Here is a 24,141-nt window from a genome sequence, read left to right as displayed (position 1 = left end):
AAATCGGGGCGCAGGAGAGAATCGCCTCAGCCGGATGGAAGGTTGGGGGTAGGGATTGCCCTACAAGGATGGCGCGTTTTGGCAAACGCAGCGGCAAGTGACCAGCTGCGAGCTGCAAGAACAGGCAAAAGCGGTTGTCGCTAATGGATATGCCCGAAATTTCGGGCGCTATGCCGAACCCCTGTAGGAGTGAGCCTGCTCGCGATAGTGGTGGCTCAATCACTGAAGTGTTGCCTGACGGAACGCTATCGCGAGCAGGCTCACTCCTACAGTTTTGATTGCGGTGATCTTTAGAGGAGTTTGTGTTCCATCGCGTATTTGACCAGTTCGGCCAGCGAGGTGATGTTGAGCTTCTGCATCAGCCGCGCCTTGTGCGTGCTGATGGTCTTGCTGCTCAGCGCCAGCTGCTGGGCGATGTCGTTGACGTTGGCGCCCTGGGCCAGGCGCTCGAAAACCGAGAACTCGCGCTCGGACAGCAGCGAATGCAGCGGACGCGTATCGGTCAGGCCGACCTCGAAGACCATGCGGTCAGCCAGTTCCGGGTCGATGTAGCGCCCGCCGGCCGCCACCTTGCGAATCGCCGTCAGCAATAGCGCCGGATCGCTGTCCTTGGTCGCATAACCGGCGGCGCCGACCTTCAGCGCACGGGCGGCCATTTGCGCCTCGTCGTGCATCGACAGCACCAGAATCGCCGGTGGATTGTTCAGCGCGCGGATCCGCGGGATCGCCTCCAGCCCGTTGACCCCGGGCATCGAGATGTCGAGCAGGACCACCTCGCACGGCACACTGCGCAGGGTTTCCAGCAACTGCTCGCCATTGCTTGCCTCGCCCACCACTTGCAGGTCCTTGGCCAGGCCGATCAATTGCTTGATGCCTTCACGGACGATGGTGTGGTCTTCGGCTACCAGTACACGGATCACTTGCCTCTCCTCGATATTTGCATTGACGCTAAAAGATCGCAGCCTTCGGCAGCTCCTACAGGGATGTGCGATCTTTAGCGATCCACTGGCACCCACACTTGCAGACTGGTGCCCTCCCCCGGTTCACTCTCAAGCACCAACCGCCCGCCCATGATCAGCACCCGCTCGCGCATGCCGACCAGTCCGAACGAAGTCGGCCGACCGGCCGCGGCGACAAAGCCTGTGCCATCGTCGCTGACCGTCAGACACAGTTCATCGCCTTCCAGCGCCAGCGTCAGCTCCACAGTATGCGCCTGAGCATGGCGCATCACATTGGTCAGCGCTTCCTGCAAAATCCGGAACAACCCGATCGCCTTGGCATCGCTCAGCGCCGGCAGATTGTCCGGCACCTGCACCAGACACGGAATCTGCGTGCGCGCCTCGAATCGCCGCGCCTGCCACTCGATCGCTGAAGCAATCCCGGCATCGAGAATCGGCGGTCGCAGCGCTGTCGCCACATCGCGTACCAACTGGAACAACTGGGCGATCAATCGCTTCATGCTGTTCAACCGCTCGTGCAGCCCCGGGTCGAGCTGCGCATAGGCCAGCTCGCACATCGAGGTTTCCAGTTTCAGCACCGTGAGCATCTGCCCCAGCTCATCGTGCACTTCGCGGGCGATCCGCGCCTTTTCTTCTTCGCGCACGCTTTCCAGGTGCGCCGACAATTCGCGCAGTTGCTCACGGGAGGCGGCGAGCTCCAGCTCGATGCGCTTGCTTTCGCTGATGTCCCAGACGATGCCGTCCCAGACATAGGCGCCATCCTCCAGCTGTCGGGTGATTGCCTTGATCTCGGCCCAGCGCTGCTCGCCCTGACGAGTGAGAATCCGTCCTTGCCACGACCAGTCACTGTCGGTGTCCAGCGCCTGATCCTGGGTCTGGTGATAACTGGCCCTGTCGTCCGGGTGCACCAGACTGCGCAAGCCCATGTCGCGATGGGCGATGGCGGCCGGCGCGTAGCCGACCAGACTCTCGCTGCCCTCACTGATGTAGGCGAAGTCGATTTGCCCGGTCACCGGCGCGCGTTCCAGGCGAAACACCAGCCCCGGCACGTTAGCGGCAATGCCTTGCAGGCGCGCTTCACTTTCCTGCAACGCGGCCAGGGCGCGGCGACGCTCGGTGACGTCGGTGAGATAAACCACCAGATACTCGCTGTCGCGAAAGCGCAGAAAACTCAGCGAAACGTCCGCCGGCAGGACGCTGCCATCAGCGCGCACGCAGCTGGTTTCAAAACTCAAAGGCCCCTCTTCACTGGCCCTCGCGCGTTTCCACAGGTTGAGCCAGCGGTCCATGTGCAGACCGGGTTCGAAGTCGATCAGCGGCCGCTCGATCAGCGCGCCCTGTGGATAACCGAGCATGTGTTCAGCCGCGCGGTTGGCATAGCGCACATGGCTATCCCAGTTGACCCAGAGAATGCCGACGGTGCTTTGGTCGATGGAAAACTGGGTCAGGCGCAAGGCTTCTTCGCTGGCCGCGCGCAGGGCAATGTCTTCCCGGGCGGCCAGCAGACGCTGTTCGAGGCTGTGTTGCTGGCGTCGTTGCCAGATGATGATGGCCGCACAACTGAGCAGCAACACCGCAAACAACAGGCTGAGGTTCTGCCAGAACCCCGGCGATTCCGTGAGCCGTGGGTACTTGGGTTGCAGCCACTGGTTGTGCAGGCGCTCCAGATCCTTGGCCGGGATTGCCCGCAAGGCGCTTTCGATGATCCCGGCCAATTGCGGCCAGTCGCGCCGCGTGGCGACTCGCAACAGTTGAGGTAGCCCGATATCGCCGACCACGACCAGCCCGGCGAACTCAGGTTCGGCGGACAACCGCCCGAGTTGCGCTTCATCTATCACGGCGTAGGACGCTTGTTGGGTCAGCAACAGTTGCAGCGCCTGCCGCTCCAGCGGCACGCCTTGCAGATTCAAATGGGGATAGGTGCTGCGCAAATAATCTGCTGTCACGCTGGGCATGCGCACGGCGACGCGAGACAGGCTGTCGAGTTTTTCCAGCTCGACCACGCCGCCGCTCTTCTGGTCACTGACCACCAGTTGCGGTACGCGCATGTAAGGATCGGAAAACAGCCACAGGCGCAGCGCACCGGGGGTCTGGGTCAGGCCCGGGGCAATGTCGATCTCGCCTTCGCGGGCGGCCTCCTCCAGTTGCGCCAGGTCCTGAAAATTGCGCCAGCTCAGCTCGACGTTCAGGGTCTTGGCCAGCGCCTTCATCAATTCGACGTTGGCCCCGGACAGTCGCTGCAAGCGCCGGTCGTATTGCGCGTACGGCGCCTGCAATACCAGGCCAACGCGCAGCTCACGGTGCTGCGCCAGCCATTGCTGCTCGCCGGGCGTCAACAGCGCTGCATGTGCCGCCGGCGCAGACGCCGCCCAGCCCATCAAGGGAAAACACAACCAGCCGATAACCCACAGGCAGCAAAAACGCATCATTGAAGTCTCTTGCACTGACAAATTCTGACCAACCCATTAGGCTGCCGGGATACTTTTCTGGCCTGGAATAACCGATGCCCTCTGTCTACCGCCTGGCAATGCCAGCATTGTGCCTGTCGCTGATCCTGCCTTGTGCGTTTTCCGTCGAAGCCGCCGATCCGGCGCCCCCCTCCACTGCCGAGCAACCGGCCGCCGAAAAACCGGCCGAACGCCAGCCACTGCTTGAGCGTAGTCAGGAAGAAGCCGCAGCACTCGAACGTAAAGTCCCGGCGCAAGAGCAGCAGCAGTTGCAGGCCGGCACCGACACTTTCCTCGCTCTGTGGAAACCGGCCAACACCGCCGAACCCAAAGGTGCGGTGATTATTGTCCCTGGCGCCGGCGAAACCGCTGACTGGCCGCAAGTGATCGGCCCGCTGCGCAGCAAATTGCCCGATGTCGAGTGGAGCAGCCTGAGTATCACCTTGCCGGATCTGCAAAGCGATGCCATCGCACCTCGGGTGATTGCGCCCGCCGCCGCGCCAAAAGCACCGGAAAGTGGCAGCAAGGATTCCACCACCGCGCAACCGATCGAACAGGCGGCGGGCGGTGAAGCGGAAGTGGCGGATCAGGTGGTCGCTGAAACGACTGAAGAGCAGTCCAAGGCTGATGCCGAACGGATCTTTGCGCGGATCGATGCGGCGATCGCCTACGCCGAGCAGCAAAGCGCACGTCGGGTCGTGGTGCTCGGTCACGGTACGGGCGCGTACTGGGCGGCGCGTTTCCTCAGCGAGCGGCAGAGTTCGCAGGTCGAGAAACTGGTGATGGTCGATGCGCAAACGCCGAGCAAGGCCAAGCCACAATTGGCCGAGCTGACACCGACCCTGAAATTGCCGACCGCCGACATTTTCTACATGGACAAGGCGCTGGACCGCAACGCAGCGCTGGAGCGCATGCAGGCCAGCAAGCGCTTGAAGACTTCTACCTTCAGCCAGGTGGCGCTCAAGGCGTTACCGGATAAAAAGGCTGAGCAGGAACAGCTGTTCCGGCGGGTGCGTGGCTGGTTGAATCCGCAGAAGACAGACTGATAGAAACAAAAGCAAAAGATCGTCCGATCGCGGCCCGAGCCTGCGGCAGCTCCTACCTTGGAATGCGTTTCCTGTAGGAGCTGTCGAAGGCTGCGATCTTTTGATCTTTTAATCGCTAGCGAAAATCCCGCCGCGCCCGAATCAGAGTAAACGCGTTGTGCAGCTCGCGGGTTTTCTCGGTCGCGTCACGCACCTGCTCCGGCGTCGCGCCGCTGCCGGCGATCTTGTCCGGGTGATGACGGCTGAGCAGTCGTCGATAGGCACGCTTGATCTGCGCCGGCTCGCTGGTCGCCGACACCCCGAGCAGGCGCATCGCTTCCTGATAACTCACCGCGGCACTGACAATCGGCCGTTTATTGGGCTCGTAATCATTGGCCAGCGCCTGAATCTGGTGGGTTGTCCAACCCAGCCACTTGCCCCACTGCGCCAACAATTCACGCTCACTCACGCCCGCGCGACCGTCGGCCCAGACCATCCGCCAGCAGGCGCGCAACACGCCCTCGGCGGCATGCGGCTGAGCACTCAGGCGGCGCAGATAACCGCGCAGGCGGTCGCCGCCGGACTTGCCGCGATTGAACGCAGCAATCGCCCGCCGCCGTGCCGGCTCGCTCATTTCCAGCGCGTTCATTTCATGGCGCGCCTGCTGGATATGGCCGTCCGTCACTCGCCCGTCACTCTTGGCCAGACGCCCGAGCAACACGAACAGCAATTCGTCGTTGCGCAACATCGGCCGTCCGCCGAGTTTTTCCCGCAAGTGCCCCCAGCTTTGCAGGTGCAGGCGCCGATCCAGCGCCTGTCCCAACAGTGCCCCAAGCATGGCCCCCGGAATGCTGGCGATCGCAAAACCCGCTCCGGCTCCAATCAGAGTCCCTGGCCACAACATATCAACGACTCGCTTCTATCAATGCTTCAGCTTCGGCCAGACGCTCATGCGTACCGACATCCACCCAGTGCCCTTTCAGACGCTCACCGCTGACCTGTCCGTCTGCCATGGCTTTGCGCAGCAACGGTGCGAGCTTGAACGCGCCGTCCGCGCAGCCATCGAACAACTGCGGATGCAGGACGGCGATGCCGCTGTAGGTCAGGGTTGGCGCGTCCGGCTGGCCATCGTGCACCCGGCCTTCAGTCAAGGTGAAATCGCCCGTCGGATGATGGGCCGGGTTGTCCGCCAGGACGAGATGCGCCAGACCGTTGATCGGCTGATGCAGCACGCTGAAGTCGTAATCGGTCCAGATATCGCCGTTGACCACCAGAAACGCATCGTCACCGAGTAACGGCAAGGCGCGGAAAATCCCGCCGCCGGTTTCCAGCGGCTCACCTTCCGGCGAGTACTGGATACTCACGCCGAACTGCGAACCGTCGCCCAGGTAATCCTCGATCTGCTGACCGAGCCAGGCATGGTTGATCACGATTTCACTGAAACCGGCTGCGGCCAACGCGCGCAGGTGGTATTCGATCAACGGTACGCCGCCGGCACGCACCAGCGGCTTGGGGGTAGTCAGGGTCAGCGGGCGCATGCGCTCGCCCTTGCCTGCCGCCAGAATCATCGCCTTCATGCGCTCACTCCGCCACGCAGACTGGCGAGCAATGCCTGCAGATCCGCCAACTCAGGACGACGCACAATCACCGCCTCTATATAGGCGAAGAAACGCGGCACGTCGGCCAGGTAGCGCGGTTTGCCATCGCGATGGCAGATCCGGGCAAAAATGCCGATGACTTTCAGGTGGCGTTGTACGCCCATCAAGTCGCTGGCGCGCAGGAAGTCTTCGAAGTCGGCCTGCACCGGGATGTCCAGCGCCGAGGCTTGCTGCCAGTAACTTTCCAGCCAGCCACGCACGCGTTCTTCAGGCCAGCTTAGGAACGCGTCCTTGAACAGACAGGTGACGTCGTAGGTGACCGGGCCATAGACCGCATCCTGAAAGTCGAGCACGCCGGGATTCGGCTCGCTGAGCATCAGGTTGCGCGGCATGTAGTCGCGGTGCACCAGCACTTTCGGCTGGGCCAGGGCACTGTCGATCAGCAGATCGCTGACAGCTTGCCATTGTTGCTGCTGTGCCGCGTCGAATTCGATGCCGAGTTCGCGCTTCACGTACCATTCGGGGAACAGTTCCAGTTCACGGCGCAGCAGCGCCACGTCGTAACTCGGCAGCGGTGCGACCATCGGCAATTGCTGAAAAGCCAACAGCGCCTGCAGGGCATCGCTGAACAAAACGTCAGCATTTTCGCTGTCGATTACGTCGAGATAGGTCTTGTTGCCCAGGTCATTGAGCAAAAGAAATCCGCGTTCGAGGTCTTCTGCATAAATTTTCGGCACGTTTATTCCGGATTTCGCCAGCAAAAAGGCGATATCCACGAACGGTTTGCAGTTTTCCTGGGGCGGTGGAGCGTCCATCACAACGAAGCTGCGCCCTTCTCCTTCCCAGCGGAAGTACCGGCGGAAACTCGCGTCGCTGCTGGCCGCGGTCAACGTGGCCGGGGGCACGGCGCCCCAGCCCTGATCTGCAAACAGGATTGCCAACTGCTCATCGAGCCAAACTTTCAGGTGTTGCAAGCGTACATCTTGGTCAGGCATTGCAAGGGTCTCCGACGGCGCTAGCCGTCAAGCGGGTCATGCTTTATTATCCAGCATCTTTTTCAGACCATCGAGAGGCGTGCGGCCCACACCGCGGGCAGATGGCACGCAGGAAGCCCGGACTAATAAGATGGCATTGAAATCCCCCGCGTTTCGTAAAAAATTTCCGTTGTTGGTAACCGGCAGTCTGCTGGCTATGCAACCTCTGGCCAGTCAATTCGTTGTCGCCGCCGAGCAGTATGACTGCGCCGTCTCGGCAACGGGTGGCTGGGCGTGTGCGCCCAAGACGCCGGCAGCTGCATTGCCGCCGCGTCCGGTGCATGACGGCAGTGCCGTCAGCGCCGCCGGCGAAGCCCCGGCCCAGAACGGTTCCACATCCGACACCGGCGCCAAGCCTGTGCTGGTCACCGAAGCCAAAGGCCGCGGTCTGAAATCCCGTAGCGAAGACTACAGTCACCTCGACTGGGTTCCGCGCGAGAAGCTCACCGCCGCCCAATTGGCCGAGACCGGTCCTTACTGCTCTGGTTCCTATATCGAACCGATTCGTCCTGGCATGAATGACAAGACGAATAAAAGTGACGCACCGACCTTTATCGGCGCCAAGGCCTCGCGCTACAACACCGAAGATCAGGTGGGTACGCTGGCCGGCGACGTGGTCCTGCGTCAGGGCAGCATGCAGGTCGAGTCCGACGAGGCCAGCCTGTACCAGGCCGAGAGCCGCGCCGAACTCAATGGCGACGTGCGCATTCGCGACAACGGTGCACTGATCGTCGGCGACCACGCCGATGTGCAGCTCGACACCGGTGAAGCCAAGGTCGACAACGCCGAATACGTGATGCACAAATCGCGCATCCGCGGTAACGCGCTGTACGCCAAGCGTGCCGAGAACGCGATCATTCGCTTGAAGGACGGCACATACACCACGTGCGAACCGAACAGCAACGCCTGGCAGCTCAAGGGCAACAACATCACCCTGAACCCTGCCACCGGCTTCGGTACCGCGACCAACGTGACACTGCGGGTCAAGGACATTCCGGTCCTGTACACGCCGTACATCTACTTCCCGATCGACGACCGTCGCCAATCGGGTTTCCTGCCGCCGACCATCGGCACCGGCAGCGATACCGGCTTCATGCTGGTCACCCCGTACTACTTCAACCTGGCGCCGAACTACGACGCCACGTTGTACCCGCGTTACATGAGCAAGCGCGGCATGCTGGTCGAAGGCGAGTTCCGTTACCTGACCAAGTCCAGCGAAGGCCAGTTCGGTGCGGCGTATCTGAACGACGAAGATACCGATCGCAGCAAACAGACCGATTACGAAAAAAATCGCTACATGTACAACTGGCAGCACAAGGGCGGTCTCGACTCCCGTGTGATGACTCAGGTTGACTACACCAAGATCAGCGACCCGTACTACTTCCAGGACCTGACCACCGATCAGATCGGTGTGAAGAGCGCTGACTTCGTGAACCAGCAGGGTTCGGTGACCTATCGTGGCGACTCGTATACCGCCATGTTGAACGCTCAGCAGTACCAGCTCGCGACCGTTTCGAACATCACGCCTTACGGTCGTCTGCCACAGATCACCTTCAACGGTCAGCTGCCGTATCACCCGGAAGGTTTGAACTTCGATTACGAGACCGAGCTTGTGCGGTTTGATCGAGATCTGAAAACGGGCCAGTTCTCTGATGAAAACGGCAATCTGTCGGATCGACTCGACACAAACGTTTCCGGTTTGGCCCGCGCCAATGGCACACGCTTGAACCTGAAGCCAGGTGTCAGTCTGCCAATGAACTGGACCTATGGTTTCCTGAAGCCATCGCTCAAGTATCAATACACTCAGTACGATCTCGATCTTGATGGCCAGGGCAAAAATGATCTGGTGACAAACCGTAACGACGCCTCCGCTCTCGGCGAATCGTTCAGCAGTTCGCAGAACCGCGGTGTACCGATCGCGAGCATCGACAGTGGCTTGTACTTCGACCGCAATACGTCGCTCTTCGGCAAAAATTATCGCCAAACGCTGGAACCTCGCCTGTTCTACCTCTATGTACCTGAGAAAGACCAGAAGGACATTCCAGTATTCGACACCAGCGAATACACCTTCAACTACGCGTCGCTGTTCCGCGACAACCGCTTCTCTGGTTCCGACCGTGTCGGCGACGAGAACAAGCTGTCGCTGGGCGTGACCAGCCGCTGGATCGAAGACGACGGTTTCGAGCGTCAGCGCATCAGCGTCGGTCAGGCTTACTACTTCAAGGACCGTGAGGTACAACTGCCAGGCATCGCGTTCAAGGATCGCAAGGATGCCCAGTCCGACGTATCGCCATACGCGCTGGAATACGAATACCGCTGGAACCGCGACTGGCGTACCACGGCCGATTACAATTGGGACCCGGACAGCCGCAGCCCACGTTCCGGCAGCGCGATGTTCCACTACCAGCCTGAAGACAACCCGAACAAGGTGGTCAACGTCGGTTATCGCTATCGTAACGACCAGATCCGTTACGACCAGACCACGGGTAAATGGCAGACGGGTGGCGACTACGGCACTCCGGGCCAGGCTGGCTACGTGAAGGACTACTACAAGATCCAGCAGCATGACTTCTCGGTCATCTGGCCGATCGTTCCACAATGGAGCGCGATCAGCCGCTGGCAGTACGACTACAACCGCAACCGTACGCTGGAAGCCTTCGGTGGTTTCGAATACGACAACTGCTGCTGGAAACTGCGCCTGATCAACCGTTACTGGGTTTCCTACGACGAATTCAGTCAGGAAGCTCCGCAAAACGAAAAAGGCGACCACGGCGTCTTCCTCCAAATTGTTCTGAAGGGACTCGGCGGCCTGACTGGCGCCAAGGTAGAGAGCTTCCTCGACAAAGGCATCCAAGGTTATCGTCAACGTGAAGACCAAGCTTTCTGATTCTCTGCGCCCGCTGCTGCTGGGCGCGCTGTTCCTGGGTACTGCGGCCAACGCCGCAGTACAGTCCATTGATAAAGTGGTCGCGATCGTTGATAACGACGTGGTCATGCAGAGCCAACTGGACCAGCGCGTCCACGAAGTTCAGCAGACCATCGCCAAGCGTGGCGGCGGCATGCCGCCTCCAGGCGTGCTGGATCAGCAGGTGCTCGAGCGCCTGATCGTCGAAAACCTGCAACTGCAGATCGGCGAACGTTCCGGCATCCGCATTACCGATGAAGAACTGAACCAGGCGGTTGGCACGATCGCCCAGCGCAACAACATGACTGTGGATCAATTCCGCGCCGCCCTGGCACACGACGGTTTGTCCTATGACGACGCCCGTGACCAGATCAAGCGCGAGATGATCATCAGCCGTGTGCGTCAGCGCCGTGTGGCAGAGCGCATCCAGGTCTCCGAGCAGGAAGTGAAGAACTTCCTCGCCTCCGACCTGGGCAAGATGCAACTGTCCGAAGAACTGCACCTGGCCAACATCCTGATCCCGACGCCGGAAAGCGCCAACTCTGATGCGATTCAGAGCGCATACCGTCAGGCGATGGACGTTTACCAGAAGCTCAAGCAAGGCGCTGACTTCGGTCAGATGGCCGTTGCCAAATCCGGCAGCGACAACGCCCTGGAAGGCGGCGACATGGGCTGGCGTAAAGCTGCGCAACTGCCACCGCCGTTCGACCGCGAGCTGAGCAGCATGGCCGTTGGTGACATCACTCAGCCTGCACGCACCCCGGGTGGTTTCATCATCCTCAAGTTGCTGGCCAAGCGCGGTGGCGAAGCGCAGATGCGCGATGAGGTGCATGTGCGCCACATCCTGGTCAAGCCAAGCCCGATCCGTGACGAAGCCAAGACCAAGGCCCTGGTGCAATCGCTGTACGAGCGCATCCTGGCCGGTGAAGACTTCGCTGAACTGGCGAAGAACTACTCCGAAGACCCGGGTTCGGCGCTCAACGGTGGCGACCTGAACTGGGTCGATCCGAACGCACTGGTACCGGAATTCCGCGAAGTGATGGCCAAGACCCCACAAGGTCAACTGTCCAAGCCGTTCCAGACTCAGTACGGCTGGCACGTTCTGGAAGTCCTTGGCCGCCGCGCCACCGACAGCACCGAGCAGGCTCGCGAGCAACAAGCGATGACCGTTCTGCGTAACAAAAAATACGATGAAGAGCTGCAAAACTGGCTGCGTCAGATTCGTGAAGAAGCCTACGTAGAAATCAAACTCCCTGGTGCAGACCAGGCAGCGCAGTGAAACCCCAGCGTTTCGCGCTGACACCCGGCGAACCAGCCGGCATCGGTCCCGACCTGTGCCTGCTGCTCGCCTCGCAAGCCCAGCCACATCCCCTGATTGCCATCACCAGCCGCGACCTGCTCACCGAGCGGGCCGCGCAGCTGGGGCTGGCCATCACTTTGCTGGAGGTGGCACCCGGCCAATGGCCGGACATGCCGGCACCCGCCGGCAGCCTGTACGTCTGGGACACCCCGCTGAGCGCACCCGTGGTTGCCGGGCAACTGGACAAGGCTAACGCTGCCTTCGTTCTGGAAACCCTGACCCGCGCCGGCAACGGCTGCCTGAACGGCGACTTCGCCGGGATGATCACCGCGCCTGTACACAAAGGTGTGATCAACGAATCGGGCATCGCTTTCTCCGGACACACAGAATTCCTCGCCGACCTGACGCATACCGCCCAAGTGGTGATGATGCTGGCTACTCGCGGCCTGCGCGTGGCACTGGTCACCACTCACCTGCCCCTGCGCGAGATTGCCGATGCAATTACGCCGGAGCGGCTGGAACGGGTCACGCGGATTCTGCACGCCGACCTGCAAGACAAATTCGGCATCGCCCGGCCACGCATCCTGGTCTGCGGACTCAACCCGCACGCCGGCGAAGGCGGACACCTGGGCCATGAAGAAATCGACATCATCGAACCGACATTAGAGCGCCTGCGCGGCGAGGGCATGGACCTTCGTGGCCCGCTGCCTGCCGACACTCTGTTTACCCCCAAATATCTGGAGCACTGCGACGCAGTGCTGGCGATGTACCACGACCAGGGTCTGCCCGTGCTGAAGTACAAAGGCTTCGGCGCTGCGGTCAACGTGACCCTCGGCCTGCCGATCATCCGCACCTCGGTTGACCACGGCACCGCCCTGGATCTGGCCGGCAGCGGCAAGATCGACACCGGCAGCCTGCAGGTCGCCCTGGAAACCGCCTACCAGATGGCCGAGACCCGTTTATGACCGAGCAATACCAACACAAGGCGCGCAAACGCTTTGGCCAGAACTTCCTGCACGATGCCGGCGTCATCGACCGCATCCTGCGCTCCATCAGCGCCAAGCCTGACGACCGCATGCTGGAAATCGGACCGGGTCAGGGCGCGCTGACCGCCGGCATCCTCAACTCCGGTGCGCAACTCGACGTGGTCGAGCTGGACAAGGACCTGATCCCGATCCTCAACCAGCAGTTCGCCGGCAAGAGCAACTTCAACCTGCATCAGGGCGATGCGTTGAAGTTCGACTTCAACACCCTCAACGCCGCGCCGAACAGCCTGCGCGTGGTCGGCAACCTGCCGTACAACATCTCCACGCCGCTGATTTTCCACCTGCTGAACAATGCCGCCATCATTCGCGACATGCACTTCATGCTGCAAAAGGAAGTGGTCGAGCGGCTGGCGGCGGGCCCCGGTGGTGGCGACTGGGGTCGTCTGTCGATCATGGTTCAGTACCATTGCCGCGTGGAACACCTGTTCAACGTTGGCCCGGGCGCGTTCAACCCGCCGCCGAAAGTCGACTCGGCGATCGTTCGCCTGGTGCCGCACGCCGTGCTTCCGCACCCGGCCAAGGATCACAAGTTGCTGGAGCGTGTTGTGCGCGAAGCGTTCAACCAACGCCGCAAGACCCTGCGCAACACCCTCAAGCAACTGCTCAGCAATGCCGAGATAGAAGCCGCCGGTGTCGATGGCAGCCTGCGTCCGGAGCAACTGGATCTGGCCGCGTTCGTACGCCTGGCTGACCAGCTCGCCATACAAGTCCCGGCCTCCCCAGCCGCCGACTGACCGGCGATGAACGCTATCGGGCAGGACGCCACTCTGGTTTACTGCCCGATACTTGCCTAGACTGATTCCCCATCAGCTACGCCTCGCGTTCCGCTTTGCTTAAGGCCCTTTTGCATGTCCGATCCTCGTTATCAGGTCGATGTCAGTGTCGTCACTCGCTATCTGGCAGACCAATCGCAACCCGAACATGACCGCTTCGCCTTCGCCTACACCATCACCGTGCACAACAATGGCGAGCAGCCCGCCCGGCTGATGTCACGGCATTGGGTGATCACCGACGGTGACGGGCATGTCGAAGAGGTTCGCGGCGCCGGCGTGGTCGGCCAGCAACCGTTGATCGACGTTGGCAAAAGCCACACCTACAGCAGCGGCACGGTGATGACCACCAAGGTCGGCACCATGCAGGGCACCTACGAAATGGTCGCTACCGACGGCAAACATTTCGACGCGATCATCAAGCCCTTCCGCCTCGCCGTGCCCGGAGCCCTGCACTGATGACCACGTACGCCGTGGGCGATCTGCAAGGTTGCCTCGAACCGCTCAAATGTCTGCTCAAGCAAGTGGCTTTCGACCCGAAGCTCGATCGGCTGTGGCTGGTCGGTGATCTGGTCAACCGTGGCCCGCAGTCTCTTGAGACCCTGCGTTTCCTTTATGGCATGCGCGAGTCACTGGTCTGTGTGCTGGGCAACCACGACTTGCATTTGCTGGCTGTCAGCAGGCACGTCGAGCGCCTGAAAAAATCCGACACGTTGCGCGAAATCCTTGAAGCACCCGATGGCCCTGAGCTGCTTGAGTGGCTGCGTCAGCAAAAGCTTGCGCACTACGATGAGCAGCGCGATGTCGTGATGGTCCATGCCGGCATACCGCCGCAATGGTCGCTTCGTCGCGCGTTGAAGTGCGCAGGCGAAGTCGAGACCGCATTGCGCGATGACAACCTGTTTCCTGCCTTCCTCGACGGCATGTACGGCAACGAACCGGCGAAATGGGACAACGATCTCAAAGGCGTTACCCGCCTGCGCGTCATCACCAACTATTTCACCCGCATGCGCTTCTGCACCGCCGACGGCAAGCTCGATCTCAAGAGCAAGGAAGGCCTCGACAGCGCACCGCCTGGCTACAAGCCATGGTTCCAGCACAAAGAGCGCAAGACCCGCGGTCTGCGGATCATCTTCGGCCACTGGGCCGCGCTGGAAGGCGATGTTCACGAACCGGGGATCTCGGCGCTGGACACCGGCTGTGTCTGGGGCGGCAGCCTGACCCTGATGAACGTCGACAGCGGCGAGCGCGTGTCATGCAAATGCGATGAACACGGCGGGCTTGCACCATCAGTCGCACCACTTATCCCCGAAACTTCGCCAGTCAGCGCACCGCGTTAGACTGCACATTCTGCCGAGCTACAGGAACCCGCCATGAGCGAATTCAAACGTATCCCCCCGGAACAGGCCCAGGCCCTGCGTGAGCAAGGCGCCGTTGTCGTCGATGTCCGTGATCCTGCAACTTTTGCCGCCCTGCATATCAGCGGTTCGAAGCATCTGGACAACCACTCGCTGCACGCTTTCATTCAAGGTGCCGACCTCGATGCTCCGACCGTGGTCGTGTGCTATCACGGCAATTCCAGCCAAGGCGCGGCCGCCTACCTGATCAGCCAGGGCTTCTCCGACGTCTACAGCATGGACGGCGGCTTCGAGCTGTGGCGTACGACTTATCCGTCCGAAACCGCGCAAGGCACCGCCGAATAATTTTTTTGTCACGTGCAGGCCCCGGCTGCCGTGGGCCTGCGCGGGGCAGACGAACGGTCTGCCACAACTAATTACGTATCTCGCCTTTACCTCTCGAATTCCCAACTATCCTTAAGCCCAGGCCATCCAAAACAGGGGAGAGCCGGTACACCGGCGCACGGGTCATCGGGAGTGACTTTCAAGGTTGTCGACCGCGAAAGTGTTCTGGGGGGTAAACAAGCGGCCACCGCGGCTGCTTGCCAGCATCGACTGAGTGATCCGGCGTCGGCTCCACGTATCGAGCGAGGTGACGTCATGAGTATCTTTAGCCACTTCCAACAACGCTTCGAGTCCACACGCCAGGAAGAACTCTCGCTGCAGGAGTACCTGGAGCTGTGCAAAAAGGATCGCAGCGCTTACGTTTCCGCCGCCGAGCGTCTATTGATGGCTATTGGCGAACCCGAGCTGCTCGACACGTCGACCAACTCGCGGCTGTCGCGGATCTTCTCCAACAAGGTGATACGTCGCTATCCGGCCTTTGAAGACTTCCACGGGATGGAAGAATGCATCGACCAGATCGTCTCGTATTTCCGCCATGCCGCCCAAGGCCTGGAAGAAAAGAAACAGATTCTCTACCTGCTCGGCCCCGTCGGTGGCGGTAAATCGTCCCTGGCCGAGAAGCTGAAACAGTTAATGGAGAAAGTGCCCTTCTACGCGATCAAGGGCTCGCCGGTATTCGAATCGCCTCTGGGTCTGTTCAACGCCACCGAAGATGGCGCGATCCTCGAGGAAGACTTCGGCATCCCACGGCGCTACCTGAACACCATTATGTCGCCGTGGGCGACCAAACGCCTGGCCGAGTTCGGCGGCGACATCAGTCAGTTCCGTGTGGTCAAGCTGTACCCGTCGATCCTCAACCAGATCGCCGTGGCCAAGACCGAACCGGGCGACGAGAACAACCAGGACATCTCGGCGCTGGTGGGCAAGGTCGACATCCGCAAACTCGAGGAATACCCACAGAACGACGCCGACGCCTACAGCTACTCCGGTGCGCTGTGCCGGGCCAACCAGGGTCTGATGGAATTCGTCGAAATGTTCAAGGCACCGATCAAGGTGCTGCATCCATTGCTGACCGCCACCCAGGAAGGCAACTACAACAGTACCGAAGGTCTGGGGGCGATTCCGTTCACCGGGATCCTGCTCGCGCACTCCAACGAATCGGAATGGCACACCTTCCGCAACAACAAGAACAACGAAGCGTTCATCGACCGGATCTACATCGTCAAAGTGCCGTACTGCCTGCGGGTCAGTGACGAGGTGAAGATCTACGACAAGCTGCTGTTCAACAGTTCGCTGGCCAAGGCTCACTGCGCACCCGACACCCTGAAGATGCTGGCGCAGTTCACCGTGCTGTCGCGCCTCAAAGAGCCGGAAAACTCCAACATCTATTCGAAGATGCGTGTCTACGACGGGGAAAACCTCAAGGACACTGATCCAAAGGCCAAGTCGATCCAGGAATATCGCGACTCGGCCGGCGTCGACGAAGGCATGAACGGTCTGTCGACCCGCTTCGCCTTCAAGATCCTGTCCAAGGTGTTCAACTTCGATCCGCATGAAATCGCCGCCAACCCGGTGCACCTGCTGTATGTGCTGGAGCAGCAGATCGAGCAGGAACAGTTCCAGGCCGAGACCCGCGAGCGCTACCTGCGCTACCTCAAGGAGTACCTGGCGCCGCGTTATATCGAATTCATCGGCAAGGAGATCCAGACCGCTTATCTCGAGTCTTACAGCGAGTACGGGCAGAACATCTTCGACCGCTACGTGCTGTATGCGGACTTCTGGATTCAGGATCAGGAATACCGCGATCCGGAAACCGGCGAGATTCTCAACCGCGTCGCTTTGAACGAAGAGCTGGAGAAAATCGAGAAACCGGCCGGCATCAGCAATCCGAAGGATTTCCGCAACGAAATCGTCAACTTCGTGTTGCGTGCCCGGGCCAACAACAACGGCAAGAACCCGACCTGGCTCAGCTACGAGAAACTGCGGGTGGTCATCGAGAAGAAAATGTTCTCGAACACCGAAGACCTGCTGCCAGTCATCAGCTTCAACGCCAAGGCCAGCAAAGAGGATCAACAGAAACACAACGACTTCGTTACTCGAATGGTCGAACGCGGCTACACCGACAAACAGGTAAGACTTCTGTCCGAATGGTACCTACGGGTCCGGAAATCGCAGTAAAACAGCTACAAGCTTCTAGCTACGAGCTGCAAGAAAAGGCATGTGAACGCTGTGCTTCTACTTGCGGCTCGCAGCTCACAACTTGAAGCTGCCCGGAGGGCCACGTATGAGCTATGTGATCGACCGACGTCTCAATGGCAAGAACAAGAGCACGGTGAACCGCCAGCGCTTCCTGCGGCGTTACCGTGACCACATCAAGAAGGCTGTCGAAGAGGCGGTCAGCCGCCGCTCCATTACCGACATGGAGCACGGCGAACAGATCAGCATTCCCGGTCGCGATATCGACGAACCGGTGCTTCACCATGGCCGCGGCGGCAAGCAGACCGTGGTTCATCCCGGCAACAAGGAATTCACTGCCGGCGAACATATCGCCAGGCCTCCGGGGGGCGGCGGTGGACGCGGTCCCGGCAAGGCTGGCAATTCCGGCGAGGGCATGGACGAATTCGTCTTCCAGATCACCCAGGAGGAATTCCTCGAGTTCATGTTCGAGGACCTTGAACTGCCGAATCTGGTGAAACGCAACCTGAGCGGTACCGACACCTTCAAGACCGTGCGCGCGGGGATCAGCAACGAGGGCAACCCGTCACGGATCAATATCATCCGCACCCTGCGCTCGGCCCACGCCCGGCGCATTGCGCTGTCCGGCAGCAGCCGTGCCAAACTGCGCGAGGCCAAAGAGGAACTGGCGCGATTAAAGCGCGAAGAGCCGGACAACTTCGGCGATATTCAGGAACTGGAAGCAGAAATCGAGAAACTCAGCGCGCGCATCCACCGCGTGCCGTTCCTCGATACGTTCGACCTCAAATACAACCTGTTGATCAAGCAACCCAACCCCAGCTCGAAAGCGGTGATGTTCTGCCTGATGGACGTTTCTGGCTCCATGACCCAGGCGACCAAAGACATCGCCAAGCGCTTTTTCATCCTGTTGTATCTGTTCTTGAAGCGGAACTACGACAAGATCGACGTCGTGTTCATCCGCCATCACACCAGCGCCCGGGAAGTGGACGAGGAAGAGTTTTTCTATTCACGGGAAACCGGCGGCACCATCGTCTCCAGTGCCCTGAAGCTGATGCAGGAGATCATGGCGGAGCGCTACCCGAGCAACGAGTGGAACATCTACGCCGCGCAGGCTTCCGACGGTGACAACTGGAACGATGACTCGCCGATCTGCCGCGACATCCTGATCAATCAGATCATGCCGTTTGTGCAGTACTACACTTATGTGGAGATCACACCGCGCGAACACCAGGCCCTCTGGTACGAATACGAACGCATCGCCGAAGCCTTTTCCGATACGTTTGCCCAGCAGCAGCTGGTTTCGGCCGGAGATATCTATCCGGTCTTCCGTGAACTCTTCCAGCGCAGGTTAGTGACATGACCGCCAAAGAGCAGAAACGCCAACCCATTTCCACCGGCTCCGAATGGACGTTCGAGCTGATCCAGGCCTACGACCGCGAGATCGCCCGCATCGCGGCCGGCTATGCCCTGGACACCTATCCCAACCAGATCGAAGTGATCACCGCCGAGCAGATGATGGATGCCTACGCCTCGGTCGGCATGCCACTGGGCTATCACCACTGGTCCTACGGCAAACACTTTCTCAGTACCGAAAAATCCTACAGCCGCGGGCAGATGGGGCTGGCCTACGAGATCGTGATCAACTCCGACCCGTGCATCGCCTACCTGATGGAAGAAAACACCATCTGCATGCAGGCGCTGGTGGTGGCTCACGCGTGCTATGGCCACAACAGCTTCTTCAAGGGCAACTACCTGTTCCGCACCTGGACCGATGCCAGTTCGATCATCGATTACCTGGTGTTCGCCAAGCAGTACATCATGCAATGCGAGGAGCGCCACGGCATCGATGCGGTGGAGGACCTGCTCGACTCCTGCCATGCGCTGATGAACTACGGTGTCGACCGCTACAAGCGTCCGTACCCGATTTCCGCCGAGGAAGAACGCCGTCGGCAGAAGGATCGTGAAGAACACATGCAAAAGCAGATCAACGATCTGTGGCGCACCATTCCCAAAGGCGCGGACAAGTACAGCGACAAGGACAACGCCCGGTTCCCGGCCGAGCCGCAGGAAAATATCCTGTATTTCATCGAGAAGCACGCGCCGTTGCTGGAGCCGTGGCAACGGGAGATCGTGCGGATCGTGCGCAAGATCGCCCAGTATTTTTATCCACAGCGCCAGACCCAGGTGATGAACGAAGGCTGGGCCACGTTCTGGCATTACACGCTGATGAACGATCTGTACGACGAAGGACTGGTGACCGACGGATTCATGATGGAATTCCTCACCTCGCACACCAGTGTGGTGTTCCAGCCGGGTTTCGACAGCCCTTATTACAGCGGGATCAACCCTTACGCACTGGGTTTTGCGATGTATCGCGACATCCGCCGCATGTGTGAAGAACCTACCGAGGAGGATCGCCGCTGGTTTCCGGACATCGCTGGCTCGGACTGGCTGTCGACGATCAAGTTCGCGATGAGCAGCTTCAAGGACGAGAGCTTCATCCTGCAGTACCTGTCACCCAAAGTGATCCGTGATCTGAAGTTGTTCAGCATTCTCGATGATGATCAGAAGGACGATTTGCTGGTCCCGGCGATCCATGACGAAACCGGCTACCGGATCATCCGTGAAACCCTGGCCGCGCAGTACAACCTTGGCAACCGCGAGCCGAACGTGCAGATCTACAGCATCGACCGACGCGGCGACCGCTCGCTGACCCTGCGCCACCAGCAACATGACCGCAAACCTTTGGGCGACTCCACTGACGAGGTACTGAAACATCTGCACCGCTTGTGGGGCTTCGACATTCATCTGGAGACCCTGCAGGGTGACCAGATCATGAAAACCCACCACGTACCGCCACGCAGTGAACACAGTGAAGGGGATTACGGCAGGCTTGATCTGGCCGTCATTCATCTTTGATCCGGTTCTGACCTCCGAAAGTCCGGCACAAGGGTTATCCTGTCGGGCCAACGGAGGTTTTTTATGCAGATTTACAAGGTCGGCGGCGCGGTACGTGATCGCTTGCTCGGGCTACCGGTTACCGATGTCGATTGGGTGGTGGTCGGGGCCACCACCGAAGAGATGCTCGCCCAGGGCTATCGCCCGGTCGGCGCGGATTTTCCGGTGTTCCTTCATCCCAGGACCGGCGAGGAATACGCCCTCGCCCGCACCGAGCGCAAAAGCGGTCGCGGCTATGGCGGCTTCACTTTTCACGCCAGCCCCGACGTCACCCTTGAAGAAGACCTTATTCGCCGCGATCTGACGATCAACGCGATGGCCGAGGATGATCAGCACAATCTGACCGATCCCTATCACGGCCAACGCGACCTTGAAGAACGTATTCTGCGCCACGTATCCCCGGCGTTTGCAGAAGATCCGCTCCGTGTACTGCGAGTTGCCCGATTTGCAGCGCGCTATGCCGGACTGGGGTTCACTGTCGCACCTGAAACGCTGGCACTGATGCGGCAACTCAGCGAATCCGGCGAACTGCAGGCATTGACTGCCGAACGCAGCTGGAAAGAAATCTCCCGCGCGCTGATGGAAGATCAGCCGCAGGTGTTCATTCAGGTACTTCGCGACTGTGGCGCGCTGAACGTACTGATGCCGGAAGTGGATGCGCTTTTTGGCGTGCCGCAGCCGGAGGCGCATCACCCGGAAATCGATACCGGGCTGCACACCCTCAGCGTGCTGGAGCAATCGGCACGGCACAAACAACCGCTGACAGTGCGCTGGGCCTGCCTGCTGCACGACCTGGGCAAAGGCCTGACCCCGGAAGAGGAGTGGCCGCGGCACATCGCCCATGAGCACACCGGGTTGAAGCTGATCAAGGCAGTCAACGAACGTTTCAAGGCACCGAAGGATTGTCAGGAGTTGGCCTTGCTTGTCGGCAAGTACCACACCCACGGCCATCGCGCCCTGGAGCTGAAGGCATCGACCTTGCTGGAGCTGCTGCAGAGTTTTGACGTGTATCGCCGACCGCAGCGTTTCGAGGAATTCATCGTCGCGTGCGAGATGGATGCGCGCGGGCGCAAGGGGCTGGAACAGCGCAGTTATCCACAGGCGGATTATTTGCGTGGGGCGGCCAGTGTGGCACGCGGGGTGGCGGTGCAGCCGCTGCTGGAGAAGGGATTCAAAGGCCCGGAACTGGGTGAAGCGCTGAAGCGAGAACGACTGAAGGCTTTGAAGGCGTACAAAGAGAACGCTTGAAGCAAGATCAAAAGATCGCAGCCTGCGGCAGCTCCTACATGGAAACACGCATCCCCGTGCAGGAGCTGCCGCAGGCTGCGATCTTTTGCTTTTAAAGACTCGGCGGGGTCAATTGCTCGCCACGCCATTCAAACCCCACCGGCGCCAACACCTGATCAATCTGCGCCTCGGCCCACAACGTCGCGAAGCTTTTTCCCACGCCAGGATGCACCCGATCCGGCGCAATCAGCGACAGCGGCCACAGCACAAAGGCGTTTTTCAGGATTTCGGCGCGCGGCAGAATCAAACCGTCGAAATTACCGGTCAGATCGCCGTATAACAAAACGTCGATATCCAGCGGTAGACCCTTGCGATCCGGCGCATAGCGACCATTGTCGGCTTCGATGAATTTCAGGCGCCGATCCAGCTCCACCAAGGGCAGATCGGTAAACGCCGAGACCACGAAATTGAAGAACGGCCCGCTCTTGATCCCCACCGGCTGGCTCTCGAACACCGCCGAACAGCGGATATCCACCAGAAACGTCGCCAAGGCGTCGAGCCCGGCGCGCAAATGGGTTTCGCGCTCGATATTGCTACCGAGCCCGAGGTACACCTGAGTCAGCGACATCCGCGCTCGATCTCCACACCCACGCCACCCTTGGCGGCCGGCACGGCGCCCGGCTTGGTCAGCTTCAGGCGAACCCAGGTGATCTTGAATTCGGCCATCAGCACTTCGACCAGGCGCTCGGCAAAGGTCTCGACCAGTTGATATTGGGATTGCTCGGCAAACGCCTGGATGCGCGTGGAAACGCTGGCGTAATCGAGCGCCAGGGTCAGGTCATCACCAGCCGCAGCCGGACGATTGTCCCAGGCGAAGCTCAGATCAAGACGCAGGCACTGTCGGATGCCGCGCTCCCAGTCGTAGGCACCGATCACGGTGTCGACTTCCAGGCCCTCGATAAACACTCTGTCCAAGCACTTTTCTCCACTGCACGACAAGGGCGCAATGCGCCGTTAGAATCAGGGCGTCCTCGCCCGGAATGGTTAGCATGTTTTGGTTACTGGCGATCTTCGCCTACCTGCTCGGCTCTCTGTCCTTCGCCATTTTGCTCAGCCGCCTGACCGGAAATCCGGATCCGCGAATGAGTGGCTCGGGTAATGCCGGCGCCACCAACATGCTGCGCCTGGTCGGTCGCAAACTGGCGATCCTGACCCTGCTGGGTGATCTGTGCAAAGGCCTGGTGCCGGTGCTGATCGCAGCGGCCGCTGGCCTTTCGCTGCAGGATCAGGCCTGGATCGGCGTGTGCGCCGTGATCGGTCACCTGTTCCCGCTGTATTTCCGTTTTCGCGGCGGCAAAGGCGTCGCTACGGCCGCCGGCATGCTGCTGGGCCTGTATCCACCCGCCGCGCTGCTGGCGGTATGCGCCTGGTTGCTGACGTTCTACCTGACCCGTACCAGCTCGCTGGCGGCGCTGATCGCCACGCCCCTGACCTTGCCCTTACTCGCGTGGCAAGAACCGGAAGCGCTGCTGCCGATGAGCGCGCTGACACTGCTGATCGTCTGGCGCCACCGCGGCAATCTACGCGACCTGTTTGCCGGGCGCGAACGGCATTTTTAAATACCGCTCAGCCACACCGCCAATCACAGCGCCGACAACTGCTCCATCGGCCAGCGTGCCTGCACGCTGATCGCCAGACTTTCCTGTTGACCGGCCTGCAAACGCTGACAACCGGCAAACGCGATCATCGCGCCATTGTCGGTGCAGAACTCGGGACGGGCGTAGAACACGTCGCCCTGCATGTCACCGAGCATTTTCTCAAGGGAAACACGCAAAGCCTTGTTGGCGCTGACGCCGCCAGCGATCACCAGACGCTTCATTCCCGCCTGTTTCAGGGCACGCTTGCACTTGATGGTCAGAGTCTCCACCACGGCCTGCTGGAACGCCAGCGCGATGTCGCAACGGGCTTGCTCGCTGTCGTCCCCGGCGCTGACGCATTGCTGCCAGGTGTTGAGGGCGAAGGTTTTCAAGCCGCTGAAGCTGAAATCCAGGCCCGGGCGATCGCACATCGGACGCGGGAAGGTAAAACGTCCTGCAACGCCCTTCTCCGCCAGTTTGGCGATTTCCGGCCCACCCGGATAATTGAGGCCCATCATTTTTGCGGTTTTGTCGAACGCTTCACCGGCGGCATCGTCGAGGGTCTCGCCGAGCAGGCCGTATTGGCCAATATCATCGACCTGAACCAGCTGCGTATGCCCCCCGGAAACCAACAAAGCGACGAACGGGAATTCCGGCGGTTTTGGCTCCAGCATCGGCGCCAGCAAGTGGCCCTCCATGTGGTGCACACCAAGTGCCGGAATGCCCCAGGCAAACGCCAGCGCCTGAGCGCACGAGGCACCGACCAGCAGCGCCCCGACCAGGCCCGGGCCCGCGGTGTAGGCGATCGCATCGATCTCGGTCGGCACGCAGTCGGCCTCGGCCAACACCTGACGAATCAAGGGCAGCATGCGTTTGACGTGGTCACGCGAGGCCAGCTCCGGCACCACGCCGCCATAGACGCGGTGCAGGTCGATCTGGCTGAACAGCGCGTCGGCCAGCAGGCCGCGTTCACTGTCGTATAATGCGACGCCGGTTTCGTCGCAGGAGGTTTCTAATCCCAGTACTAGCATGGGTTTGCGCCTTGTTTAGGCTGAATTCGAAGGCGCGCATAATAGTCGCCATGCGATGCCCCGACTAGCGGTTTTCGATCAGAGGCTTTGCATTCCGAGCGATGAGGGGTTAACATCCGCAACCCTTAAAAACCGACGTCTTCAAGTGCTCTTTTGCCGCGAGGATGTTGACCCCGGTAATGAATGAAGGTAGCTCTGGATGCCAGCCGACAAAGATAAAGAGAACGAACCCTTCGACGTATCTCTGCGACGATTCAAGCGCTCCA

21 protein-coding genes and 1 pseudogene are annotated in these 24,141 nt (G+C 60.3%); 14 read left to right on the top strand and 8 right to left on the bottom strand.

The window, feature by feature from the left end; genetic code table 11:
- Positions 1 to 290 precede the first annotated feature (290 nt).
- Positions 291 to 920 (bottom strand): response regulator transcription factor, encoded by a 630-nt coding sequence (locus tag ACIP8I_RS24270; RefSeq protein WP_003228820.1) that lies wholly within the window; start codon positions 918 to 920, stop codon positions 291 to 293.
- A 74-nt stretch (positions 921 to 994) separates the two neighbouring features.
- Positions 995 to 3,388, bottom strand: a complete 2,394-nt coding sequence (locus ACIP8I_RS24265; protein WP_400764432.1) for a PAS domain S-box protein — start codon at positions 3,386 to 3,388, stop codon at positions 995 to 997.
- A gap of 74 nt (positions 3,389 to 3,462) precedes the next feature.
- Between ACIP8I_RS24265 and ACIP8I_RS24260 the strand changes: the two genes are divergently transcribed.
- Positions 3,463 to 4,452 carry an alpha/beta hydrolase family protein gene (locus ACIP8I_RS24260; protein WP_400764430.1) on the top strand — a complete coding sequence of 330 codons (990 nt, stop codon included), beginning with the start codon at positions 3,463 to 3,465 and terminating at the stop codon, positions 4,450 to 4,452.
- A gap of 115 nt (positions 4,453 to 4,567) precedes the next feature.
- Here ACIP8I_RS24260 and ACIP8I_RS24255 read toward each other — a convergent pair whose 3' ends face one another.
- The 3 genes from ACIP8I_RS24255 to ACIP8I_RS24245 are packed head-to-tail and all read right to left on the bottom strand — an operon-like array spanning position 4,568 to position 7,024.
- Entirely contained in the window at positions 4,568 to 5,335 is a 768-nt protein-coding gene (locus tag ACIP8I_RS24255) for a TerB family tellurite resistance protein (protein WP_027610724.1), read from the bottom strand.
- Between the two features lies 1 nt (position 5,336).
- Positions 5,337 to 6,008 carry an N-acetylmuramate alpha-1-phosphate uridylyltransferase MurU gene (murU, locus tag ACIP8I_RS24250; protein WP_400764429.1) on the bottom strand — a complete coding sequence of 224 codons (672 nt, stop codon included), beginning with the start codon at positions 6,006 to 6,008 and terminating at the stop codon, positions 5,337 to 5,339.
- Entirely contained in the window at positions 6,005 to 7,024 is a 1,020-nt protein-coding gene (locus tag ACIP8I_RS24245; RefSeq protein WP_400764427.1) for an aminoglycoside phosphotransferase family protein, read from the bottom strand. Before ACIP8I_RS24245 ends, murU begins: the two co-directional genes overlap by 4 nt.
- Positions 7,025 to 7,154: 130 nt before the next feature.
- Here ACIP8I_RS24245 and ACIP8I_RS24240 point away from each other — a divergent pair, with 130 nt between their 5' ends.
- The 11 genes from ACIP8I_RS24240 (at position 7,155) to ACIP8I_RS24190 (ending at position 21,228) form a co-directional block, all read left to right on the top strand.
- Positions 7,155 to 9,950 (top strand): LPS-assembly protein LptD, encoded by a 2,796-nt coding sequence (locus ACIP8I_RS24240; RefSeq protein ID WP_400764426.1) that lies wholly within the window; start codon positions 7,155 to 7,157, stop codon positions 9,948 to 9,950.
- On the top strand, positions 9,931 to 11,247 hold the full coding sequence (surA, locus tag ACIP8I_RS24235; RefSeq protein ID WP_007966469.1) for a peptidylprolyl isomerase SurA: 1,317 nt from the start codon (positions 9,931 to 9,933) through the stop codon (positions 11,245 to 11,247). The genes ACIP8I_RS24240 and surA overlap by 20 nt, the downstream gene beginning before the upstream one ends.
- Positions 11,244 to 12,233 (top strand): 4-hydroxythreonine-4-phosphate dehydrogenase PdxA, encoded by a 990-nt coding sequence (gene pdxA / locus ACIP8I_RS24230; RefSeq protein ID WP_367085942.1) that lies wholly within the window; start codon positions 11,244 to 11,246, stop codon positions 12,231 to 12,233. The genes surA and pdxA overlap by 4 nt, the downstream gene beginning before the upstream one ends.
- A complete protein-coding gene (gene rsmA, locus ACIP8I_RS24225) occupies positions 12,230 to 13,048 on the top strand; it encodes a 16S rRNA (adenine(1518)-N(6)/adenine(1519)-N(6))-dimethyltransferase RsmA (protein ID WP_400764425.1) in 819 nt (272 codons plus the stop codon). The genes pdxA and rsmA overlap by 4 nt, the downstream gene beginning before the upstream one ends.
- 114 nt (positions 13,049 to 13,162) lie before the next feature.
- Positions 13,163 to 13,543 (top strand): Co2+/Mg2+ efflux protein ApaG, encoded by a 381-nt coding sequence (apaG, locus tag ACIP8I_RS24220; protein WP_007966474.1) that lies wholly within the window; start codon positions 13,163 to 13,165, stop codon positions 13,541 to 13,543.
- Positions 13,543 to 14,424 (top strand): symmetrical bis(5'-nucleosyl)-tetraphosphatase, encoded by an 882-nt coding sequence (locus ACIP8I_RS24215; protein ID WP_367085943.1) that lies wholly within the window; start codon positions 13,543 to 13,545, stop codon positions 14,422 to 14,424. The genes apaG and ACIP8I_RS24215 overlap by 1 nt, the downstream gene beginning before the upstream one ends.
- A 33-nt stretch (positions 14,425 to 14,457) precedes the next feature.
- The gene (glpE, locus tag ACIP8I_RS24210) at positions 14,458 to 14,787 is read left to right on the top strand and encodes a thiosulfate sulfurtransferase GlpE (protein WP_123589042.1); all 330 of its coding nucleotides are present in this window, start codon (positions 14,458 to 14,460) and stop codon (positions 14,785 to 14,787) included.
- A gap of 294 nt (positions 14,788 to 15,081) precedes the next feature.
- A complete protein-coding gene (locus ACIP8I_RS24205) occupies positions 15,082 to 17,004 on the top strand; it encodes a PrkA family serine protein kinase (RefSeq protein ID WP_003228848.1) in 1,923 nt (640 codons plus the stop codon).
- A gap of 106 nt (positions 17,005 to 17,110) precedes the next feature.
- Positions 17,111 to 18,382 (top strand): YeaH/YhbH family protein, encoded by a 1,272-nt coding sequence (locus ACIP8I_RS24200; protein ID WP_003228849.1) that lies wholly within the window; start codon positions 17,111 to 17,113, stop codon positions 18,380 to 18,382.
- Complete coding sequence (locus ACIP8I_RS24195) at positions 18,379 to 19,941, top strand: SpoVR family protein (RefSeq protein WP_007966482.1); 1,563 nt, start codon at positions 18,379 to 18,381, stop codon at positions 19,939 to 19,941. The genes ACIP8I_RS24200 and ACIP8I_RS24195 overlap by 4 nt, the downstream gene beginning before the upstream one ends.
- A gap of 63 nt (positions 19,942 to 20,004) precedes the next feature.
- Positions 20,005 to 21,228 (top strand): multifunctional CCA addition/repair protein, encoded by a 1,224-nt coding sequence (locus ACIP8I_RS24190; RefSeq protein ID WP_400764423.1) that lies wholly within the window; start codon positions 20,005 to 20,007, stop codon positions 21,226 to 21,228.
- 91 nt (positions 21,229 to 21,319) lie between these two features.
- Here ACIP8I_RS24190 and folK read toward each other — a convergent pair whose 3' ends face one another.
- Together folK and folB are read right to left on the bottom strand one after the other, a co-directional pair.
- Positions 21,320 to 21,835 (bottom strand): 2-amino-4-hydroxy-6-hydroxymethyldihydropteridine diphosphokinase, encoded by a 516-nt coding sequence (gene folK / locus ACIP8I_RS24185; RefSeq protein WP_367085949.1) that lies wholly within the window; start codon positions 21,833 to 21,835, stop codon positions 21,320 to 21,322.
- Complete coding sequence (gene folB / locus ACIP8I_RS24180; RefSeq protein ID WP_003228857.1) at positions 21,826 to 22,182, bottom strand: dihydroneopterin aldolase; 357 nt, start codon at positions 22,180 to 22,182, stop codon at positions 21,826 to 21,828. Before folB ends, folK begins: the two co-directional genes overlap by 10 nt.
- 74 nt (positions 22,183 to 22,256) lie before the next feature.
- Here folB and plsY point away from each other — a divergent pair, with 74 nt between their 5' ends.
- Positions 22,257 to 22,826, top strand: a complete 570-nt coding sequence (gene plsY, locus ACIP8I_RS24175) for a glycerol-3-phosphate 1-O-acyltransferase PlsY (protein ID WP_367085953.1) — start codon at positions 22,257 to 22,259, stop codon at positions 22,824 to 22,826.
- A gap of 23 nt (positions 22,827 to 22,849) precedes the next feature.
- Here plsY and tsaD read toward each other — a convergent pair whose 3' ends face one another.
- Positions 22,850 to 23,875 carry a tRNA (adenosine(37)-N6)-threonylcarbamoyltransferase complex transferase subunit TsaD gene (gene tsaD / locus ACIP8I_RS24170; RefSeq protein ID WP_400764422.1) on the bottom strand — a complete coding sequence of 342 codons (1,026 nt, stop codon included), beginning with the start codon at positions 23,873 to 23,875 and terminating at the stop codon, positions 22,850 to 22,852.
- 199 nt (positions 23,876 to 24,074) lie between these two features.
- On the opposite strand from tsaD, the pseudogene rpsU reads away from it, so the two are divergent.
- Positions 24,075 to 24,141, top strand: a pseudogene (gene rpsU / locus ACIP8I_RS24165) (30S ribosomal protein S21); the annotation flags it as partial.

Source organism: Pseudomonas sp. NPDC088414 (assembly GCF_044753325.1).
GTDB lineage: Bacteria > Pseudomonadota > Gammaproteobacteria > Pseudomonadales > Pseudomonadaceae > Aquipseudomonas.
The sequence above is the reverse complement of the archived record's forward strand: the minus strand, read 5'-3'. Positions and strand labels throughout refer to the sequence as shown.

What these genes read in the sequence shown, in the direction of transcription:
- ACIP8I_RS24205 (WP_003228848.1), top strand. Translation starts at nt 15,082, where the DNA reads ATGAGTATCTTTAGCCACTTCCAACAACGCTTCGAGTCCACACGCCAG.
- ACIP8I_RS24215 (WP_367085943.1), top strand. Translation starts at nt 13,543, where the DNA reads ATGACCACGTACGCCGTGGGCGATCTGCAAGGTTGCCTCGAACCGCTC.
- ACIP8I_RS24255 (WP_027610724.1), bottom strand. Translation starts at nt 5,335, where the DNA reads ATGTTGTGGCCAGGGACTCTGATTGGAGCCGGAGCGGGTTTTGCGATC.
- tsaD (WP_400764422.1), bottom strand. Translation starts at nt 23,875, where the DNA reads ATGCTAGTACTGGGATTAGAAACCTCCTGCGACGAAACCGGCGTCGCA.
- ACIP8I_RS24190 (WP_400764423.1), top strand. Translation starts at nt 20,005, where the DNA reads ATGCAGATTTACAAGGTCGGCGGCGCGGTACGTGATCGCTTGCTCGGG.
- folK (WP_367085949.1), bottom strand. Translation starts at nt 21,835, where the DNA reads ATGTCGCTGACTCAGGTGTACCTCGGGCTCGGTAGCAATATCGAGCGC.
- ACIP8I_RS24265 (WP_400764432.1), bottom strand. Translation starts at nt 3,388, where the DNA reads ATGATGCGTTTTTGCTGCCTGTGGGTTATCGGCTGGTTGTGTTTTCCC.
- ACIP8I_RS24260 (WP_400764430.1), top strand. Translation starts at nt 3,463, where the DNA reads ATGCCCTCTGTCTACCGCCTGGCAATGCCAGCATTGTGCCTGTCGCTG.
- ACIP8I_RS24245 (WP_400764427.1), bottom strand. Translation starts at nt 7,024, where the DNA reads ATGCCTGACCAAGATGTACGCTTGCAACACCTGAAAGTTTGGCTCGAT.
- ACIP8I_RS24200 (WP_003228849.1), top strand. Translation starts at nt 17,111, where the DNA reads ATGAGCTATGTGATCGACCGACGTCTCAATGGCAAGAACAAGAGCACG.
- rsmA (WP_400764425.1), top strand. Translation starts at nt 12,230, where the DNA reads ATGACCGAGCAATACCAACACAAGGCGCGCAAACGCTTTGGCCAGAAC.
- ACIP8I_RS24240 (WP_400764426.1), top strand. Translation starts at nt 7,155, where the DNA reads ATGGCATTGAAATCCCCCGCGTTTCGTAAAAAATTTCCGTTGTTGGTA.
- ACIP8I_RS24195 (WP_007966482.1), top strand. Translation starts at nt 18,379, where the DNA reads ATGACCGCCAAAGAGCAGAAACGCCAACCCATTTCCACCGGCTCCGAA.
- apaG (WP_007966474.1), top strand. Translation starts at nt 13,163, where the DNA reads ATGTCCGATCCTCGTTATCAGGTCGATGTCAGTGTCGTCACTCGCTAT.
- murU (WP_400764429.1), bottom strand. Translation starts at nt 6,008, where the DNA reads ATGAAGGCGATGATTCTGGCGGCAGGCAAGGGCGAGCGCATGCGCCCG.
- glpE (WP_123589042.1), top strand. Translation starts at nt 14,458, where the DNA reads ATGAGCGAATTCAAACGTATCCCCCCGGAACAGGCCCAGGCCCTGCGT.
- plsY (WP_367085953.1), top strand. Translation starts at nt 22,257, where the DNA reads ATGTTTTGGTTACTGGCGATCTTCGCCTACCTGCTCGGCTCTCTGTCC.